This is a genomic window from Janthinobacterium sp. HH106, assembly GCF_001758725.1.
GTDB lineage: Bacteria > Pseudomonadota > Gammaproteobacteria > Burkholderiales > Burkholderiaceae_D > Janthinobacterium.
The window spans coordinates 139,323-157,464 of sequence record NZ_LRIC01000015.1 but is presented as its reverse complement, the minus strand read 5'-3'; the positions used below and the strand labels follow the sequence as shown (position 1 = coordinate 157,464).

The following is an 18,142-nucleotide window of genomic DNA, read 5'->3' as shown; positions in this document are numbered from 1 at the left end:
ACGCGCCGCTCCGACGACCAGCCACCATAGGACCTGACCATGGACACCCTCGCCACCCTCTGCCACTCGCGCCACGCCAGCCTGTTCACCAGCATCGCCATGGCTTGCCTGTGGACGTTCTTTGCCAGCGCCCACGTGGTGGGATTCCTGCACAGCGGCGACTGGAGCTATCTGCTGTTCTGCGCCGCCGAAACCCTGGCCGCCCTGTTCTTCATCGTGCGTTCGGCCCCCGTCAGCGTCTCCACCGATGCGGGCGACTGGCTGCTGGCCATCGGCGCCACCTTCGCGCCCTTCCTACTGTCCCCCGCCGACATGGCCATCTGGCCCGGCGCGCGCTACCTGCTGGCCGTCGGCAGCCTGCTGCAGATCGCCGGCCTGCTGTCGCTGAACCGCAGCTTCGGCCTGGTGGCGGCGCAGCGCGAGATCAAGACGGGCGGCGTCTACCGCGTGATACGCCATCCGCTGTATGCCAGCTACCTGATTTCCCTGAGCGGCTACCTGCTGGCCAACACTTCGCCCGCCAACACCGTCATCTATGTCGCGACGATGGGCATGATGGTGATGCGCCTGCTGCGCGAAGAGCGTTTCCTGTCCGCCGACGTGCGCTACCGCGTCTACATGCGCCAGGTGAAGTACCGCCTGCTGCCCTTCATCTTCTGATATCCGGCCATCCGAGCGAGGAGTATCCATCATGCCTGACACCTATCCAGAACGCAGCGACGGCGGCGGCGCCGAACCGGCGGCCAAGCGCGCGCCACGCACGGTCGAGGAAACGGGATTGCCCTTCCTGTTCCTGGTCGAACTGCTGGTCAAGATACTCTTCCTGCGCGGCCAGATCGGCCTGCCCGCCCTGTCGACGCACGTGAAACTGGGCGCCGGCGTGCTCGAACCGCTGCTCACATTCATGCGCGCCGAAAAGCTGTGCGAAGCGCGCCGCAACGGCGGCAGCGGCACCGACGCCGACCTGTATTACCTGCTGGGCGACCAGGGCCGCCTGCGCGCCGCCGAATACATGCGCCGCAACGCCTACAGCGGTCCCGCCCCCGTCACCCTGGCCGATTACAGCAACCAGGTGCTGGCGCAAAGCGTGGCCGACATGCATGTCACGCGCGACGACGTGCAGCGCGAATTTCGCGACGTGGTGGCCAGTTCGGCCGTGCTCGACCAGCTGGGCGCAGCGATGAATTCCGGACGCGCCCTGTTCTTTCACGGCCCCGCCGGCAGCGGCAAGAGCTACCTGGCCGAGCGCCTGAACGGCTTGCTCAGCGGCGCCATCGCCCTGCCCCATGCCGTGATGGTCGACGGCGAAGTGCTGCCCTTCCTCGACCCCATGCTGCACACCCTGTCAAGCAAAGGCCGCGTGCCATCCGACCCGCGCTGGGTGCGCGCCGAACGCCCCGCCGTGCTGACGGGCGGCGAGCTGACGCTCGACATGCTGGACCTGCAATTCGACCAGGGCACCCGCCTGTACCAGGCGCCGCCGCACCTGAAGGCCAACAACGGCATCTTCATCATCGACGACCTGGGCCGCCAGCGCTGCTCGCCCGTGGAACTGATGAACCGCTGGATCGTGCCGATGGCGCGCCACATCGATTACCTGTCGCTGCACACGGGCTACAAATTCCCCGTGCCCTTCGACGTCATCGTCGTGTTCTCGTCGAACCTGGCGCCGCAGCAGCTGGCCGACGATTCCTTCCTGCGCCGCATCGGCTACAAGATCCATGTGGGTCCCCTGAGCGCCTACCACTACCTGGCCGTGTTCCGCAGCACCTGCGCCCAGCTGGGCATCAATTTCGACGAAGCCTCCTACACCTACCTGCTGCACCTGCATAGCCTCTACAAGCGGCCCTTGCTCGCCTGCTATCCGCGCGACATCCTCGCGCAGGTCTGCGACCAGGCGCGTTATGAAGACCACCCGGCGCAACTGTCTCCGGAAGTCCTGTTCTGGGCATGGCAAAACTATTTCGGCAGCGATAACGACCTCGCAAGCACACACACCGGACCGGCAGCGGTCCAGCACAAAGGGGAAGCAAAATGAGAAACGCACGCGCTCTGACGATGATGGCCATTGCGGTCATCCTGGCGTTCGCCGCGGTCATCGTGGCCGCGCGCTGGATCAATGCCCAAGCCTCGGGCAACATCAACAAGGTGGCCGTGGCCCAGGTCGACATCAGCCTGGGCGCGCGCCTGACGCCCGACATGGTGCGCATGGTCGACTGGCCATCGAACGCGCTGCCGCCCGGTGCCATCAACGATCCGAAACTGCTGGAAACGCGCGTCACGCGCACCAGCATCCAGCACGGCGAACCGATCATGGAAGGCAAGCTGGCGCCTCCCGGCACGCAAGGGGGCCTGTCGGCCGTCGTCGCCGAGGGCAAGCGCGCCATGACCGTGCGCGTCAACGACGTGGTGGGCGTGGCCGGCTTCGCCCTGCCCGGCAACTTCGTCGACATCCTCGTCAACACCCAGGGCGAAGGGGCCCGCAAGACGCCGGACCGCGATCCGAACATTTCCAAGATCGTGCTCGAACGCATCCTCGTGCTGGCCATCGCCCAGGAATCGAGCCGCGACGACACCAAGCCCAAGGTGGTCAACGCCGTGACCCTGGAGCTGACGCCGGATCAGGCTGAAAAACTCGACCTGGCGCGCAGCGTGGGCACCCTGTCGCTGGTGCTGCGCAACCAGATCGAGGACAAGCCCGTCAACACGGAAGGCGCCACCAAGTCCAGCTTGCTCGATGAAAAGGTCGCCATGGCCGCCCCCGCCGCCATGGTGCAAGCCAAGCCGCTGCCACGCCGCCGTCCCGCCGCCGCACCCGCGCCTCAGGCCGGTCCACGCGTCGATGTCATCAAGGGGCTGGAACGCAGCTCCCAACAATTCTAACCTGCATCAGAGGAGTCACGCCATGAGCACATATTGCACAGCAAGCGGAAGCCGGGTACTGAGCCTGGCGCTTGCCCTCGCCATGATCGGCGCCCTGGCGCCCCAGGCACGCGGCGAACCCGTCGCCGCTGCCGCCACCGCCGCCGGCACCGACACGGGCGCCGCCAGGAGCAGCCGGGCCGCCGCCCGGCCCAGGGCCACGCCGCCGCAAAGCGAATCGCGCGCCGGCCGCACCGAGATGGCGCCGCAAATGAGCCTGGCCGAAGGCAAGTCGACCCTGATGCGCCTGCCGTTCGCCGCCAGCCGCATGTCCGTCGGCGACCCGCGCATCGCCGACGTCATCCTGCTCAATCCCAACGAGGTGTACCTGCTGGGGCGTTCCGTCGGCACCACCAACCTGATCCTGTGGAACAAGAGCAATGACGCCACCATCATCGACCTGGCCGTCGGCATCGACAGCAGCAGCCTGCAGGCACGCATGGCCGAACTGCTGCCGAACGAAAAAATCCACGTCACGGTGGCGGGCGACACCCTGATCCTGTCGGGCATGGTCAGCGACGTCGTCAAGGCCGACCAGGCCCTGTCGCTGGCCAACGCCTATGTACAGCGCAGCGCCCGCAGCGGCGCGGCCAGCTCCGGCGCCGCGCCAGCCGCAGGCGCGGGCGCCGCCGCTGCCGCTCCCGCCGCCACGCCCGATGCGGCCGCACCGCGCGTGATCAACCTGCTGTCGATCGCCGCGCCGCAGCAGGTGATGCTGGAAGTGAAGGTGGCCGAAGTGTCGAAGGTGCTGGTCGACCAGCTGGGCGCCAGTCTGGGCATCAACAAGACCATCGGCAGCTGGTCGTATTCGCTGCTGTCCAGCCTTCTCAGCAACAATCCCAGCGGCTTGAGCGGCGCCAGCAAGAACAACTTCTTCAACCTCGACGCGCAAAAACGCGATGGTCTGATCAAGGTGCTGGCCGAACCGAACATCATGGCCATCAGCGGCCAGGAGGCCAGCTTCCTGGCCGGCGGCAAAATCTTCATCCCCGTCAGCCAGAGCAACAATAACGGCGTGCCCACCATCACCCTGGAAGAGAAGGAATTCGGCGTGGCCGTGAAATTCACGCCCACCGTGCTCGATGGGGGGCGCATCAACCTGAAGGTGGCGCCGGAAGTGTCGGACCTGAACAAGGACGGCATCGGCATCACCGCCACCGGCATCTCGGCCACGGCCATCCTGCCCTCGTTCACGACGCGGCGCGCCACCACCACGGTGCAGCTGTTCGACGGCCAGAGCTTCGCCATCGGCGGCCTGATCAAGAACAACGTGACCAGCAATATCAAGGCCCTGCCAGGCCTGGGCGAAGTGCCCGTGCTGGGCGCCCTGTTCCGCAGCACGGACTTCCAGACGGACCGCTCGGAACTGGTCTTCATCATCACGCCGCACCTGGTCAAGCCGCTGCCGGCCGACTACAAGCTGCCCACCGACGGCTACATCCAGCCGACGCGCGGCGACATGTTCATGCAGGGAAAAATGGAAGGCAGCGCGCCCACTCCTGCTGCCGCCCCCGCAGCGCCGGCAGCGCCCATGCAGCCGCAAGCGGCCGCGCCCCAGTCCGCCGCCGGCTTCGACCTCAAATAGGAGAACACCATGAAAACCGCACATTGCCTGCCTTGCGCCACCCTGCTGTCGCTATTGCTGTTAGCCGGCTGCGCCGCCACCACCACGCCCGTGCTCGATTCGCACTTCGGCGAATCGGTGGCCCTGCTCAAGGCGCAGCAGATCATGTATCCGGACGCCTACCGCAACATGGACCCCGTCAGCGGCATCGACGGCAAGGCCGGCGCGAGCGCCTACCAGCGCTACCAGAAATCGTTCGCCGCGCCGGAACCGCAGCCGAATGTCTTCACCATCGGCGTGGGCGGACGCCAGTAGGCGCCAGTTTCGCGACGCACTCCCCCCAGGCCACCAGGAGACAGCCATGAAGACCGCATTTCGCAGGCACGACAGGCAGCACGGCGCGATCGCCATCGTGCTGGGGCTGACCCTGGTGGTGCTGTTCGCCATGGGCGGCCTGGTGCTGGACCTGGGCCACCTGTACATCGCCAAGACGGAACTGCAGAACGGCGCCGACAGCGCCGCCCTGGCGGGCGCCGTGGAACTCAATCAAAGCGCCGCCGGCATCGACAACGCGCAGACGAAGGCCATCGCCATCGCGCAAAAGAACCGCTACGATTTTTCCACCGCGCTGACCATCACGGCCGCCAACATCAGCTTCGGCCCCAGCCCGGACGGTCCCTGGTCGTCCGGCGCCAGCGCCCGCACCAGCCCGCAGGGCCAGACCTTCATCCGCGTCGACACGGGCAGCAAGACCTTCGCCACCTACCTGATGGGCATCGCCGGCATCGCCAGCACCAGCACCTCGGGCGTGGCCGTGGCGGGCCGCTTCGTCAACGACGTCACGCCGATCGGCGTGTGCGCCGTCGATCCGGCCAACAAGACGGCGCAATACACGTATCCGGCCGCGCCGGCCGGCACGGGCCTGACGGAGCTGGTGGAATTCGGCTTTCGCCGCGGCGTCACCTACAACCTGTTCGGCCTCAATCCGCTGGGCGGGCCGTCCGATCCCTACCTGATCAACCCCGTCGACGCGCCGCCCGGCAGCTGCAGCGCCTCGCACGCGAGCGCCGCCTCCACCGCGCCATTCATGTGCACGGGCAGCAGCGCCGTCATCACCAGCGGCACGGGCCAGGTCTACACGAACACGGGGCTGACGGCTTCGCTGGCCGCCTCGCTCAATTCGCGCTTCGACGACTACGGCGGGCCATCCGTGTGCGACCCCGCGACGGCGCCGCCCGACACCAACATCAAGGAATATCCGTGCGTGGGCGCCGCGTCGCCCTGCGCCGCCGCTGCCGCCAACTCGCCGCCCACCGGCTGGATGCAGCCGGGCGCCAGCACCTTGCCCAGCCAGCAGCCGGTCAGCCTGGCCGGCAACAAACCGAATTACCAGCTGCCGTCAGCCGGTCCCGTCCCGGCACCGTCGGCCACGTTCGCGCAGTTCGCCGGCTACGGCGTGCTGTGGTCCTACGGCCCCGCCTACCAAAGCAATGGCGCCACCCCGGCCAAGGCCGGCACGGCCTACAGCGTCGCGGACGGCAACGCCAACCCCATGTACAGCACGGCCAAGGCGAATTACTTCGACACGGCCAGCTACCCCGTCAGCGCCGGCGCCGGCTTTCCTGCCAGTACGCCGCCTGCGCCATACAACCAGACCAGCGGCCCCACGTTCCAGGCGCCATCGGTGGCCCATCCGGGCCAGCGCAACCGCCGCATCCTCAACGTGGTGCTGGTCGACTGCCGCACGGCGCCCGTCGGGCCGGCTTCGTGCGGCACCATGAACGCGGTCGGTATCGGCAAATTCTTCATGACGATGAAAGCCGATTTCAGCGGCGGCACCAAGCGCCTCGACGTCGAGTTCGCGGGCCTGATCGAGCCCGTGCCGAATTCCGAAATCAAACTCTACAAGTGAGGCGGCCATGCGCATCCACCTTTCCCCTCTCAGCCAGCGCGGCGGCGCCGCCGTCGAATTCGGCATCGTGCTGGCACTGCTGATCACCCTGCTGGCCGGCATCTTCGGCTTCGGCCGCGCTTTCTGGTACTACGACGCGCTGAACAAGGCCACGCGCGACGCGGCGCGCAACATGTCCGTCAAGGCCAAGGCCGGCATCGCCTCGCAGGGCGTGCCGGCGGCCAGACAGACGGTGGCCGATGCGGCCGTCAGCGCCGGCATCAGCGACTTCACCACGGCCAACGTGACGGTCACCTGCCTGGACGCGGCATTCAACGACAGCAGTTGCACCGACGGCACGGCGCCGGGCGGCATCCGCGTCGAAGTCGTCAACTACACGCTGTCGGTGGGCCAGTACCTGCCCTTCGTGATCGGCGCAGCCAGCACCTATGCCACGCCGCTCGCACCGCGCACCACCATGCGCTACATGCTGTAAGGAGAACGCCATGCGCCACCGCCTTTCATCGTCTCCTCCAGCCGGGCGCCAGCGCGGCGCCGCCGCCGTCGAATTCGCCCTGGTGTCGCTGCTGTTTTTCACCCTGCTGTTCGGCATCCTGGAATTCGGCCGCATGCTGTACCTGTACAACACGGTGCAGGAAGTGAGCCGCCGCGCCGCGCGCGAAGCGGTGGTGCGCTGGATCGACCAGACCGACGCCGTCAAGACCCTGGCCCTGTTCGGCGGCACGGCCCTGCCGGCCGCGCCCGAACTGACGGCTGCCAACATCACCATCCGCTACCTGAACAAGAGCGGCGCCGAAGTGACCTTGCCGCCGACTGACCCGGGCGACAACCTGTCGGCCTGCGGCGACATCACGCGCACGGCCAGCTGCATCGACAGCGTGCGCGTATCGATCGACAACGTCAGCTACACGCCGATGGTCAGCCTGTTCGGCTTTCTGAATATCGCCGTGCCAGCCTCGGTGGTGGTCATGCACGCCGAAAGCCTGGGCTTCCAGATCAACTGAACGCCTTTACCGAATGCCTTTACCGGGGAGTACCAAGTGAATATCGTCATCGTCTCGAAGAATGAAGCCCAGCTCAAGCGGCTGACCCGTTTGCTGCGCGAACGCAGCGCGGCCGACCGCGTCTCGCTGCTGGCGAGCATACCGGATGTGTTCGACAACGGCGTCACGCCGGACTTGCTGCTGCTGGAGCAGGAGCAGACGGGCGAGGCGGAGCTGGAACGGCTCGAACTGCTGGGCGGGCGCCATCCGAACCTGGCCATCATCGTGCAATGTCCGCAGCAAAGTCCGCAATTCCTGCTGCGCTCGATGCGCGCCGGCGTGCGCGAAGTGCTGCAGCCCGACGACGACGCGGCCCTGTGCGCCGCCTTGCGCCGCATCGAGGACAAGCTGCAGAAACAGGTCACGCGCAAGGGCCAGGTGCTGGCCTTCGTCTCGTGCAAGGGCGGCAGCGGCGCCACCTTCATCGCCGCCAACCTCGGCTACGCGCTGGCCGCCGGCGAACAGCGCAAGGTGGCGCTGTTCGACCTGAACCTGCAGTTCGGCGACGCCGCCCTGTTCGTCTCGGACCACAAGCCGGCCACCACCCTGTCGCAGCTGTCGCAGCAGATCGTGCGCCTCGATGCGTCGCTGCTCAGCGCCAGCATGATCCAGATCACGCCCGCCTACAGCGTGCTGGCCGCCGCCGACGACCCGGCCCATGCGGCCGACGTCGAGGCCGACCATATCGACCGGCTGCTGACCCTGGCGCGCAGCCAGTACGACTACATCCTGCTCGACGTGGGACGCGGACTCGACCCCGTCAGCGTGCGCGCGCTGGACCGGGCCGACCTGATCTTCCCCGTGCTGCAGGCAACCTTGCCGTATGTGCGCGACGGCAAGCGCCTGCTCGACGTGTTCCGCGGCCTCGGCTACCGCGAAGACAAGGTCCGCCTGATCCTGAACCGCTATGCCAGCAGCGACAGCATCCGCGTGGCCGACCTGGAAGCGGCGTATGGCAAGCACGTCTACAAATCCATCCCCAACCACTATGAAGCGGTGGCGGCCTCCGTCAGCCAGGGCGTGCCCATCCTCAAGCTGACGCCGCACAACGCCGTCTCGCGCGCCCTGCAGGAACTGGCCGCCAGCCTGGCAGGCGAAACCCCGCCCGCCGCGCAAAGCTGGGTTTCGCGGCTGCTCGCGCGCGCCTGAGGCTCCAGCCTGATCCTCGAGCCTGATACCGCCCCACTCACCGGAGACCGACCATGACTGCCGAAAAACTCACCCTGCGGGACCGCCTGGGCTATGCCCAGGATGACGCCAGCCTGAATGACGATGCCGCGCACCAGGGCGCAGCGAGCCACAGCTACCAGCAGCTCAAGCACCGCACCCACCAGGCGCTGCTCGACCGCGTCGACCTGGAGGGCATGCAGCGCCTGTCGCGCGAGCAGATCCGCGAAGAGCTGAAAATCCTCGTCAGCGACGTGCTCACGGAAGACAATGTGGTGATCAACGAGCTGGAACGGCGCTCGCTGATCCGCGACATCCAGGACGAGGTGCTCGGCTTCGGCCCGCTCGAACCGCTGCTGGCCGATCCCGGCGTGTCCGACATCCTCGTCAACACCTATCGGCAGGTGTATGTCGAGCGCCATGGCCGCCTGGAGCTGAGCGACGTCTGCTTCACCGACGACGCCCACCTGATGAAGATCATCGACAAGATCGTCTCGCGCGTGGGCCGGCGCATCGATGAATCGAGCCCCATGGTCGATGCGCGCCTGCCCGACGGTTCGCGCGTGAACGCCATCATCCCGCCGCTGGCCATCGACGGCCCCGTGATGTCGATCCGGCGCTTCTCGGCCCAGCCGCTGCGCCTGGCCGACCTGCTGCTCAAGCACAGCCTGACGGAGGAAATGAGCACCACCCTGCAGGCGCTGGGCAAGGCCAAGGTCAACATCCTGATCTCGGGCGGCACGGGCAGCGGCAAGACCACCATGCTCAATGCGATTTCCGGTTTCATCAGCACGGCCGAACGCATCGTCACCATCGAGGACGCGGCCGAACTGCAGATGCAGCAGCCGCACGTGGTACGCCTGGAAACGCGGCCCGCGAACATCGAGGGCAAGGGCGAGGTAACGCAAAGGGCGCTGGTGCGCAACGCACTGCGCATGCGCCCCGACCGCATCATCCTGGGCGAGGTGCGCGGCGCCGAGGCGCTCGACATGCTGGGCGCCATGAACACGGGCCATGAAGGCTCGATGGCCACCATCCACGCGAACACCCCGCGCGACGCGCTGACGCGGCTGGAAAACATGATCAGCATGGCTTCCGCGGCCCTGCCCGTGAAAGCCATGCGCCAGCAGATCAGTTCAGCCATCAGCGTGGTGGTGCAGGTATCGCGCCTGACGGACGGCAAGCGCAAGGTCACGTCGATCCAGGAAATCACGGGCATGGAAGGCGAGATGATCACCATGCAGGAAATCTTCACCTTCCGCCAGACGGGCATCGGCGAGGACGGCACGGTGCAGGGGCATTTCCATGCCAGCGGCGTGCGGCCGCGTTTCCTGGAACGCCTGCGCGCCTTCGGCATCAGCCTGCCGGAAACCCTGTTCGATCCCGCCCGCCAGTACCATTAAGGGGAGCATCATGGACTATCTCTATTACGTATTCGCCATCCTCACCTTCATCGCCGTGGTACTGCTGATCGAGGGCGTGTACCTGGCATGGAACACCTCGCGCGGCCCGGAAGCGGAAAGGGTCGCGCGCCGCCTGCGCATCATGTCGGCCGGCGCGCATGGCGACACGGGCAGTTCGATGATCAAGAAGCGCCTGCTGAGCGACACCCCGGCCCTGCAGCGCGTGCTGCTCAGCGTGCCCCGCGTGCATGCGCTCGACCGCCTGCTGGAGCAGTCGGGCCTGAGCTGGAGCGTGGCCAGCTTCGCCGGCGTGATGCTGGCCACGGCCGGCGCCGCATTTTTGCTGCTCAGCTACCTCAGTGTGCCGTGGCTGCTGCTCCTGCCGCTGGTGGCCGGCGCGGCACTGCTGCCGCTGCTGGTGGTCTTGCGCGCCAAGGCCAAGCGCCTGCAGCGCATCGAGCAGCAATTGCCCGACGCGCTGGATCTGATGGCGCGCGCGCTGCGCGCCGGCCATGCCTTCCCCACCGCCCTGAAAATGGTCGGCGATGAAATGAACGCGCCGCTGGCCGTGGAATTTCGCGCCACCTTCGACGAAGTCAATTTCGGCATCGCCATGCAGGACGCCCTGATGAACCTGGCCACGCGCGTGCCCAGCACGGACTTGCGCTACTTCGTCATCGCCGTGCTGATCCAGCGCGAAACGGGCGGCAACCTGGCCGAACTGCTCGACAGCATCAGCCGCATCATCCGCGAGCGCATCAAGCTGCTGGGACAGGTGCGCGTGCTGTCGGCCGAAGGCAAGCTGTCGGCCTGGATCCTGTCGCTGCTGCCCTTCGGCGCGGCGGCCATGATCCACCTGACCAATCCGCAGTTCCTGGAAATGCTGTTCGTCGACCCGGGCGGACGCAAGATGCTCGCCGGCGCCCTGGTGATGATGGTGTGCGGCATCCTGGTCATGCGCAATATCATCCGCATCCGCGTCTGAGCCCGCAAGGAGAACCCTCATGAATCCCGTGCATATCGCCTTTCTCGCCCTGCTCTTCATTGCCGTCTTCGGCACCGTGCTGGTGGCCATGCGCAGCTTTGCGCCCGATCCCTTGCGCCAGCGCATGGACAACGCCACCGGCAAGAGCGCGGCGGCGCCCGGCGCATCGGCGCCCAGCCCCTGGCTGGCGCGCATGGTGCGCCTGAGCGGCCCCCTGGCCAAACTGTCGCTGCCCGAGCAGGGCTGGGAAGGCTCCGTGATGCGCCGGCGCTTCATGAATGCCGGCCTGCGCCAGGCGTCGGCGCCCATCCTGTTCTTTTCCGCCAAGACCATGCTGGCCATCGGCCTGCCCCTGCTGCTGTTCCTGGGACTGAGCGCCTCGGGCAGCCAGATGGCGGGCAAGGCATTGCTGTTCTGGCTGCTGATCGTGGCCGCCATCGGCTACTACCTGCCCAATATCGTGCTGGCACAAATGATCAAGCGGCGCCAGCGCGATATCTTCGAAAGCTTTCCCGATGCGCTGGATTTGATGACGGTGTGCGTGGAAGCGGGCCTGGCCATGGATGCGGCGCTGGCCCGGGTGGCGGCCGAGATCGCCCTGAAAAGCGCCGTGCTGGCCGAGGAATTGCATCTGGTGATGCTGGAACTGCGCGCCGGTAACACCAAGGAGCGGGCGCTGCGCAACCTGGCCCTGCGCACGGGCGTCGAGGATGTCGACGCGCTGGTGGCCATGCTGATCCAGGCCGAGCGCTTCGGCACCAGCATCGCCGCCTCGCTGCGCGTGCAGTCGGACCAGCTGCGCACCAAGCGCCGCCAGATGGCCGAGGAAGAAGCGGCGAAGATCGCCCTCAAGCTGCTGTTCCCGCTGATCTTTTTCATCTTCCCTTCGCTGCTGGTCGTCCTGATGGGGCCAGCCTTCCTGCAAATTTACCGCGTGCTCCTGCCCAGCATGGGCAGCGGCAGCTGACCGGAGAACCGCCATGTCACAGCACACCACCCTGATGCTCATGCTCGCCTGCGCCGGCCTGCTGCCCGCCTGCGGCCACCTGCCCGGTCCCGCCAGCCAGCACAGCCAGGCCAATCACGCCGCCCCACCCCAGGCGCGCGGCGATGACAGCCCCGCCGCCCGCAGCGCCGCGTTCTGCAAGCTGGGCAAGCGCATGCAGGAACTGGGCGATCCGCGCGCGGCGATGGCCGCCTACCGCGAAGCGATGCTGCTTGAGCCCGACTCGGCCGACGCGCGCAATGGCGCCGCCGTGCTGCACGCGCAGCTGGGCCAGCTGGACACGGCGCGCGCCATGCTGCAGGCGCTGGCGCAAGAAGCGCCGACGGCCAGGACCTACAACAACCTCGGCTACGTGCTGTACCTGCAGGGCGACTACGCCCAGGCGGCCAGCGTGCTGCGCCAGTCGCTGCAGCTCGACAACGGCCAGCAGCCGGCGCGCGCCAACCTGGACCTGGCCATCGCGGCGCTGGCGCGCAGCGTCAGCACAGTCGATGCCATCGATGCCACTGCGGACGCCGTCGCGCCCGATCTGGCGCCTGCGCCCAAGCCGGCGGCACCGGCCAGCCGCCTGCAGCTGACGCAGTCGCAGCCGAATATCTTCACGCTGAGCTGGCGCGACACGCCCGTGGCGCCACGCGCCGCGCCGGCCGCCGTGCCCGCCCTGGCGAAGCAGGCGGCGCCGCTGCCACGGCTGGAAGTCATCAACGGCAATGGCGAAACGGGGATGGCGGCGCGCATGCGCGGCATGCTGGGCGGCATGGGCATCAGCGTGCTGCGGCTGGGTAACCAGCGGCCGTACGGCGTCCAGGCCAGCAGCATCGTCTACCGACCAGGCCATGCGCAGGCGGCCGCCGCCCTGGCGCTGGCCTTGGGCGGCATGCCGCAGCTGCAAGCGGCGGACGACAGCGGCATCGGCGCGGGCGCCGACCTGCGTTTATTGCTGGGCAAGGATGCGGCGGCCAGCCTGCGCGCGCCGGACGTGCGCCTGGCATCGAACGCGACACCGTGACGCAGGCATCAGCGCGGCAGCAGGCGGCGGTCGGCGGGGTTGATCAGGAAGCCCTGCAGGATATCCTGCAGCTGCGGCAGCTTCGCCACGTAGGCGGGAATGCCCAGCTGGCGCGCGCCGAAGTAGTGGGCGATGATGTCGCCCTGCTGCTCCATGTTGAAGTCGGACAGGACGCCGCCAGCCCGCGCATCGTAGCGGTAGGCGCGCTGGGCAATGTAGCCGCCGCGCAGCGCCAGCAGCACGCCATGCAGCAGCACGCTGTAGCCGAGCTGGTACTGCCACACATGCACCATTTCGTGGATGAAGAACAGCTTGCCGCTGTTGCCTTCGCGGGAAAAATCGTCGCGGTACTGGGCCGGCATGAAATGCAGGCTGCCGCGCGGCGTCATCGCCGTGTTCTGGTCCTGCAAGCCGAACGGTAAAAAGGAGCCGCGCACGACGCGCACGCGCGCGTAGTCGATGGCGCCCTGGAAGACGCTGCGGGCCATGGCGGTTTCGCCGATGGTGAGGGGGCGGCGCAAGACTCGCATAAGAAGAGAAGAAAGCGCGGCAAGCGTAAAGCCTGCCGCGCGGGTGCCGCTTAAGCCAATCGAAGACCGCTGGCGGCCTTGGCGATTTCCGTGATGCGGTCCCAGTTGCCGGCCGCGATCGCGTCTTTCGGCGTCAGCCACGAGCCGCCCACGCAGGCGACGTTCTTGCACGCCAGGAACTGCGACGCCGTCTCTTGCGAGATGCCGCCCGTCGGGCAGAACGTGATGTCCGGCAGCGGGCCGTAGATCGCGTTGAGCATGCCGATGCCGCCCGCCGGTACGGCCGGGAACAGTTTCAGCTGCTGGAAGCCGTTTTCACGCGCCGCCATCACTTCGCCTGGCGTCATCACGCCTGGCAGCAAGGGCAGGCCGCTGCTTTTCGCCGCCGCCACCAGGGCCGACGTCAGGCCCGGCGAAACGCCGAAGACGGCGCCCGCATCACGTGCCTGCACGAATTCCTCGGGACGGGTCAAGGTGCCCACGCCGACGATGGCGCCCGGCACGGCCGACATGGCGCGGATCGCTTCGAGGCCGTGCTTGGTGCGCAGCGTCACTTCCAGCACGCGGATGCCGCCCGCCACCAGCGCGCGCGCCAGCGGTACGGCGTGTTCAGGATCGTCGATCGCAATCACGGGGATCACGCTCGAGGTGCGCATAATTTCCAGTAGTGTCATGGTCATCTCTTATTTCCTAGCCAAAAAGTCTTCATCGGAACCCGGTACGGTATCGCCGACATTGTCGGCGTCGTGCAAGGCGACGGTGGTGGGAATCGGCGACGGCAGGCCGAAGGTGGTGGCACCTTCTTCCGCCGCGCTGACGGTGGAACGGAACATGGAAAACAGCTCGCGGCCCATGCCGACGTGGTTCGGCGACAGGTCGGCCGTGACCAGCGAACGGGCGTGCCAGACGTCGGCCGGCACCAGCGCCTCCAGTACGCCCGTGAAGGCGTCGAGACGGATGATGTCGCCGTCGCGCACGAGGCCCAGCGGGCCGCCGGCGAGGATTTCAGGCGAGACGTGGATGGCGGCCGGCACCTTGCCCGACGCGCCCGACATGCGGCCATCGGTGACCAGCGCCACGTGACGGCCCGCATCCTGCAGGTTGGCCAGCGCCGGGGTCAGCGCATGCAGTTCCGGCATGCCGTTGGCGCGCGGACCCTGGAAGCGCAGCACGGCGACGAAATCGCGGTCCAGCGTGCCGGCCTTGTAGGCGGCCATGAAGTCTTCCTGCGAATTGAATACCAGGGCAGGCGCTTCGACCGTGCGGTGCTGCGGCTTGACGGCCGACACCTTCATCACGGCGCGGCCCAGGTTGCCCGCCACCAGGACCATGCCGCCGTCCGGCGCGAAAGGATTGCTGGCCGGGCGCAGCACGTTTTCGTCGGCGCTGGCGGCCGGCGCATCTTTCCAGAAGACCTTGCCGTCTTCGCCGAGGAACGGCTCCATGCAGTGCGCGCGCAAGCCGTGGCCCAGGATAGTGTTGACGTCCTCGTGCAGCAAGCCCGCGTCCAGCAGTTCGCGGATCAGATAACCGGTGCCGCCGGCCGCGTGGAAATGGTTCACGTCGGCGTCGCCGTTCGGGTAGATGCGCGTAAGCATCGGCACGATGGCCGACAGTTCATTGAAATCGTTCCAGTCGATGACGATGCCGGCCGCCTTGGCGATCGCCACCAGGTGCAGGGTATGGTTGGTCGAGCCGCCCGTGGCCAGCAAGCCCACGACGGCGTTGACGATACATTTCTCGTCGACGATATGGCCGACTGGCAAGTAGCTGCCGCTTTGCGCCGTGATGACGGCCGCGCGCTGGGCGGCGGCCCTGGTCAGCGCATCGCGCAGCGGCGTGTTCGGCGTGATGAAGGCGGCGCCCGGCAAATGCAGGCCCATCACTTCCATCAGCATCTGGTTGCTGTTCGCGGTACCGTAGAAGGTACAGGTGCCGGCGCCGTGGTAGGCTTTCGACTCGCCTTCGAGCAAGTCTTCGCGCGTGGCCTTGCCTTGCGCATACAGCTGGCGCACCTTGGCTTTTTCCTGGTTCGACAGGCCCGACGTCATCGGACCGGCCGGCACGAAGACGGCCGGCAAATGGCCGAAGTGCAACGCGCCGATCAAGAGGCCCGGCACGATCTTGTCGCACACACCCAGGTACAGGGCCGCGTCGAACATATTGTGCGACAGCGCCACGGCCGTCGACATGGCGATGGTGTCGCGCGAGAACAGCGACAATTCCATGCCCGGCTGGCCTTGCGTCACGCCATCGCACATGGCGGGCACGCCGCCGGCGAACTGGGCGACGGCGCCCACTTCGCGCACGGCTTGCTTGATGATCTGCGGGAAGCCTTCGAAGGGCTGGTGCGCCGACAGCATGTCGTTGTACGAGGACACGATGGCCACGGACGGCTTCTTGTACTCCTTCAGCGACAGCTTGTCGTTGGCGGGAAAGGCGGCAAAGCCGTGCGCCAGGTTGGTGCACGACAGGGCGCCGCGCTGCACGCCCTGGATGCGGGCCGCATCCAGATGCGCCAGATAGGCGCCGCGCGATGGCCGGCTGCGCGCGATGATGCGCGCTGTTACGGATTCGACTACTGGATGCAGCGCCATATGGATTTCCTTAAAAATGAGTATTTCGTGAAATTTTACTACAAAACGGTGAAGAAGAAGCACTCTTGCATGGGCCGACCACACAAATAAGCCACGGATTGCGGCGTATCAAGGCAAGCCCGGCAAATATCGCGTATCGGCAGCTGTCAACATAGCTCTTATATGGCACGGGCGCAATCGCTAAAAAAAGCACAACAAAAATCGGCCTCACGTCACAAACTGTAGTGAAATTACGTTTTTCTGATGTATTATTCTCATACCAATGCCGGACCCGCTGTTCGCCACCACGAACGCGCCGCGCTCCTTTCAACCGAGACAAGCACCCAAGCCGACCGCCATGCGCCAGCCAGCACCTACTCCTGCCATCACCGCCACCGCCAGTTTCCAGTCCCTGCAAGCGCATGGCGCCAGCCTGCGCGAAGTGCATCTGCGCCAGCTGTTCGCCGCCGACCCCGCACGTTTCTCGACGATGACGGTCGATGCGGCCGGCCTGCTGCTCGATTACTCGAAGAACCGGGTCGACGCCACCGCCATGGCGCTGCTGATGGACCTGGCCCGCGAGCGCGGCGTGGAAGCGCAGCGCGAAGCCATGTTCACCGGCGAGAAAATCAATCTTACCGAACATCGGGCCGTTCTGCATACCGCCTTGCGCGCGCCGCGCGGCACCAGGCTGATGGTCGATGGCCAGGATATCGATGCTGACGTGCAAGATGTACTGCAGCGCGTCAAGGCATTTACGGACAAGGTCCGCAATGGCAGCTGGCTCGGCTACACGGGCAAGCCCATCTGCGACATCGTCAATATCGGCATCGGCGGCTCGGACCTGGGCCCGAAAATGGCGTGCCTGGCGCTGCGCTCGTATGCCAACCCGGGGCTGGAAATGCACTTTGTTTCCAACGTCGACGGTCACGACATGGAAGCGACCCTGTCGAAAGTCGATCCGGAAACCACCCTGTTCATTGTTGCCTCGAAAACCTTTGTTACCGCTGAAACCATGCTCAACGCCAACACGGCGCGCGCCTGGTTCCTGCTCGAAGGCGAAGAAAAGGATCTGGCGCAACACTTCGTGGCTGTCTCGACCAACACGCAAGCCATCGTCGATTTCGGCATTTCGCCGGACAATATGTTCCCGTTCTGGGACTGGGTCGGCGGCCGTTATTCCGTCTGGTCCTCGATCGGCCTGGCCGTGGCCCTGTCCGTCGGTTTTGAATATTTCAGCGATTTCCTCGCCGGTGCGCATGCGATGGATCAGCATTTCCGCCAGGCGCCCCTCGAAGACAACATGCCCGTCGTGCTGGCCATGGTCGGCTTCTGGAACCGTCAGTTCCTCGATTGCGGCTCCGTTTCCATCGCACCGTATCACCAGGACCTGAGCCGCTTCGCCGCCTACCTGCAACAGCTGGACATGGAAAGCAACGGCAAGCGCGTCACCAAGGATGGCGTGCCCGTCGATGTGCCGACCGGCCCCGTCATCTGGGGCGATTGCGGCACGAATGCCCAGCACGCGTATTTTCAGCTGCTGCACCAGGGCACGGACATCACCCCCATCGACTTCATCGCCGCCCTGCGCGCCACGCACGATTTGCCGGGCCACCACGATGCCCTGCTGGCGAACTGCTTCGCCCAGTCGGAAGCCTTCATGACAGGCAAGACGGCCGAGGAAGTGCGCCTTGACCTGCAGGCGCAGGGCTTGCCGGAAAGCGAAATCGAAGCGCTGGTGCCGCACAAGACTTTCCCCGGCAACCGCCCCAGCAACACCATTTTGATGGACCAGCTGACCCCGACCACCCTGGGCGCCCTGATCGCGCTTTACGAACACAAGACCTTCGTGCAGGGCGTCTTGTGGAACGTCAACAGTTTCGACCAGTGGGGCGTGGAACTGGGCAAGGTGCTGGCGAAGAAAATCCAGGCCGAACTGACGGGCGAAGCCCGTCCCGACCACCACGACAGCTCGACCAATGGCTTGATTGCCCTGGCGAAAGCCGCCAAGGCGGCGTATTAACT

17 protein-coding genes are annotated in these 18,142 nt (G+C 66.4%); 14 read left to right on the top strand and 3 right to left on the bottom strand.

The window, feature by feature from the left end:
• The first annotated feature begins 39 nt into the window (after positions 1–39).
• Genes JAB8_RS08310 through JAB8_RS08250 form a run of 13 tightly spaced genes read left to right on the top strand, consistent with a single transcriptional unit; the run spans position 40 to position 13,011 of the window.
• A complete protein-coding gene (locus JAB8_RS08310; RefSeq protein WP_070222435.1) occupies positions 40–660 on the top strand; it encodes a methyltransferase in 621 nt (206 codons plus the stop codon).
• A 31-nt stretch (positions 661–691) separates the two neighbouring features.
• Entirely contained in the window at positions 692–2,038 is a 1,347-nt protein-coding gene (locus JAB8_RS08305) for an ATPase (protein ID WP_070289157.1), read from the top strand.
• The gene (gene cpaB / locus JAB8_RS08300) at positions 2,035–2,883 is read left to right on the top strand and encodes a Flp pilus assembly protein CpaB (protein WP_058049598.1); all 849 of its coding nucleotides are present in this window, start codon (positions 2,035–2,037) and stop codon (positions 2,881–2,883) included. Before JAB8_RS08305 ends, cpaB begins: the two co-directional genes overlap by 4 nt.
• 22 nt (positions 2,884–2,905) lie before the next feature.
• The gene (locus JAB8_RS08295; RefSeq protein ID WP_070289156.1) at positions 2,906–4,507 is read left to right on the top strand and encodes a type II and III secretion system protein family protein; all 1,602 of its coding nucleotides are present in this window, start codon (positions 2,906–2,908) and stop codon (positions 4,505–4,507) included.
• A 9-nt stretch (positions 4,508–4,516) separates the two neighbouring features.
• Entirely contained in the window at positions 4,517–4,801 is a 285-nt protein-coding gene (locus JAB8_RS08290; RefSeq protein WP_070222427.1) for a hypothetical protein, read from the top strand.
• Between the two features lie 46 nt (positions 4,802–4,847).
• Positions 4,848–6,398, top strand: a complete 1,551-nt coding sequence (locus JAB8_RS08285) for a TadE/TadG family type IV pilus assembly protein (protein WP_070289155.1) — start codon at positions 4,848–4,850, stop codon at positions 6,396–6,398.
• A gap of 7 nt (positions 6,399–6,405) precedes the next feature.
• Positions 6,406–6,873 carry a TadE/TadG family type IV pilus assembly protein gene (locus JAB8_RS08280; RefSeq protein ID WP_070289154.1) on the top strand — a complete coding sequence of 156 codons (468 nt, stop codon included), beginning with the start codon at positions 6,406–6,408 and terminating at the stop codon, positions 6,871–6,873.
• Between the two features lie 10 nt (positions 6,874–6,883).
• On the top strand, positions 6,884–7,402 hold the full coding sequence (locus JAB8_RS08275) for a TadE family protein (RefSeq protein ID WP_070222421.1): 519 nt from the start codon (positions 6,884–6,886) through the stop codon (positions 7,400–7,402).
• A gap of 36 nt (positions 7,403–7,438) precedes the next feature.
• Positions 7,439–8,590 (top strand): AAA family ATPase, encoded by a 1,152-nt coding sequence (locus JAB8_RS08270; protein WP_070222419.1) that lies wholly within the window; start codon positions 7,439–7,441, stop codon positions 8,588–8,590.
• 53 nt (positions 8,591–8,643) lie between these two features.
• Positions 8,644–10,011, top strand: coding sequence for a CpaF family protein (locus JAB8_RS08265; RefSeq protein WP_070222417.1), 1,368 nt, complete (start codon positions 8,644–8,646; stop codon positions 10,009–10,011).
• Positions 10,012–10,021: 10 nt separating this feature from the next.
• The gene (locus JAB8_RS08260; RefSeq protein ID WP_070289153.1) at positions 10,022–10,996 is read left to right on the top strand and encodes a type II secretion system F family protein; all 975 of its coding nucleotides are present in this window, start codon (positions 10,022–10,024) and stop codon (positions 10,994–10,996) included.
• Positions 10,997–11,015: 19 nt separating this feature from the next.
• Positions 11,016–11,963 (top strand): type II secretion system F family protein, encoded by a 948-nt coding sequence (locus JAB8_RS08255; protein ID WP_070289152.1) that lies wholly within the window; start codon positions 11,016–11,018, stop codon positions 11,961–11,963.
• A 13-nt stretch (positions 11,964–11,976) separates the two neighbouring features.
• On the top strand, positions 11,977–13,011 hold the full coding sequence (locus JAB8_RS08250) for a LytR C-terminal domain-containing protein (RefSeq protein ID WP_070289151.1): 1,035 nt from the start codon (positions 11,977–11,979) through the stop codon (positions 13,009–13,011).
• An 8-nt stretch (positions 13,012–13,019) separates the two neighbouring features.
• Here JAB8_RS08250 and JAB8_RS08245 read toward each other — a convergent pair whose 3' ends face one another.
• Genes JAB8_RS08245 through edd form a run of 3 tightly spaced genes read right to left on the bottom strand, consistent with a single transcriptional unit; the run spans position 13,020 to position 16,138 of the window.
• Positions 13,020–13,532 (bottom strand): hypothetical protein, encoded by a 513-nt coding sequence (locus JAB8_RS08245; RefSeq protein ID WP_083287614.1) that lies wholly within the window; start codon positions 13,530–13,532, stop codon positions 13,020–13,022.
• A gap of 59 nt (positions 13,533–13,591) precedes the next feature.
• A complete protein-coding gene (eda, locus tag JAB8_RS08240) occupies positions 13,592–14,221 on the bottom strand; it encodes a bifunctional 4-hydroxy-2-oxoglutarate aldolase/2-dehydro-3-deoxy-phosphogluconate aldolase (RefSeq protein WP_070222407.1) in 630 nt (209 codons plus the stop codon).
• A gap of 3 nt (positions 14,222–14,224) precedes the next feature.
• Positions 14,225–16,138 carry a phosphogluconate dehydratase gene (gene edd, locus JAB8_RS08235; RefSeq protein ID WP_070289149.1) on the bottom strand — a complete coding sequence of 638 codons (1,914 nt, stop codon included), beginning with the start codon at positions 16,136–16,138 and terminating at the stop codon, positions 14,225–14,227.
• 337 nt (positions 16,139–16,475) lie between these two features.
• Here edd and pgi point away from each other — a divergent pair, with 337 nt between their 5' ends.
• Positions 16,476–18,140 carry a glucose-6-phosphate isomerase gene (gene pgi, locus JAB8_RS08230; protein ID WP_070289167.1) on the top strand — a complete coding sequence of 555 codons (1,665 nt, stop codon included), beginning with the start codon at positions 16,476–16,478 and terminating at the stop codon, positions 18,138–18,140.
• The last annotated feature ends 2 nt before the right edge of the window (positions 18,141–18,142 follow it).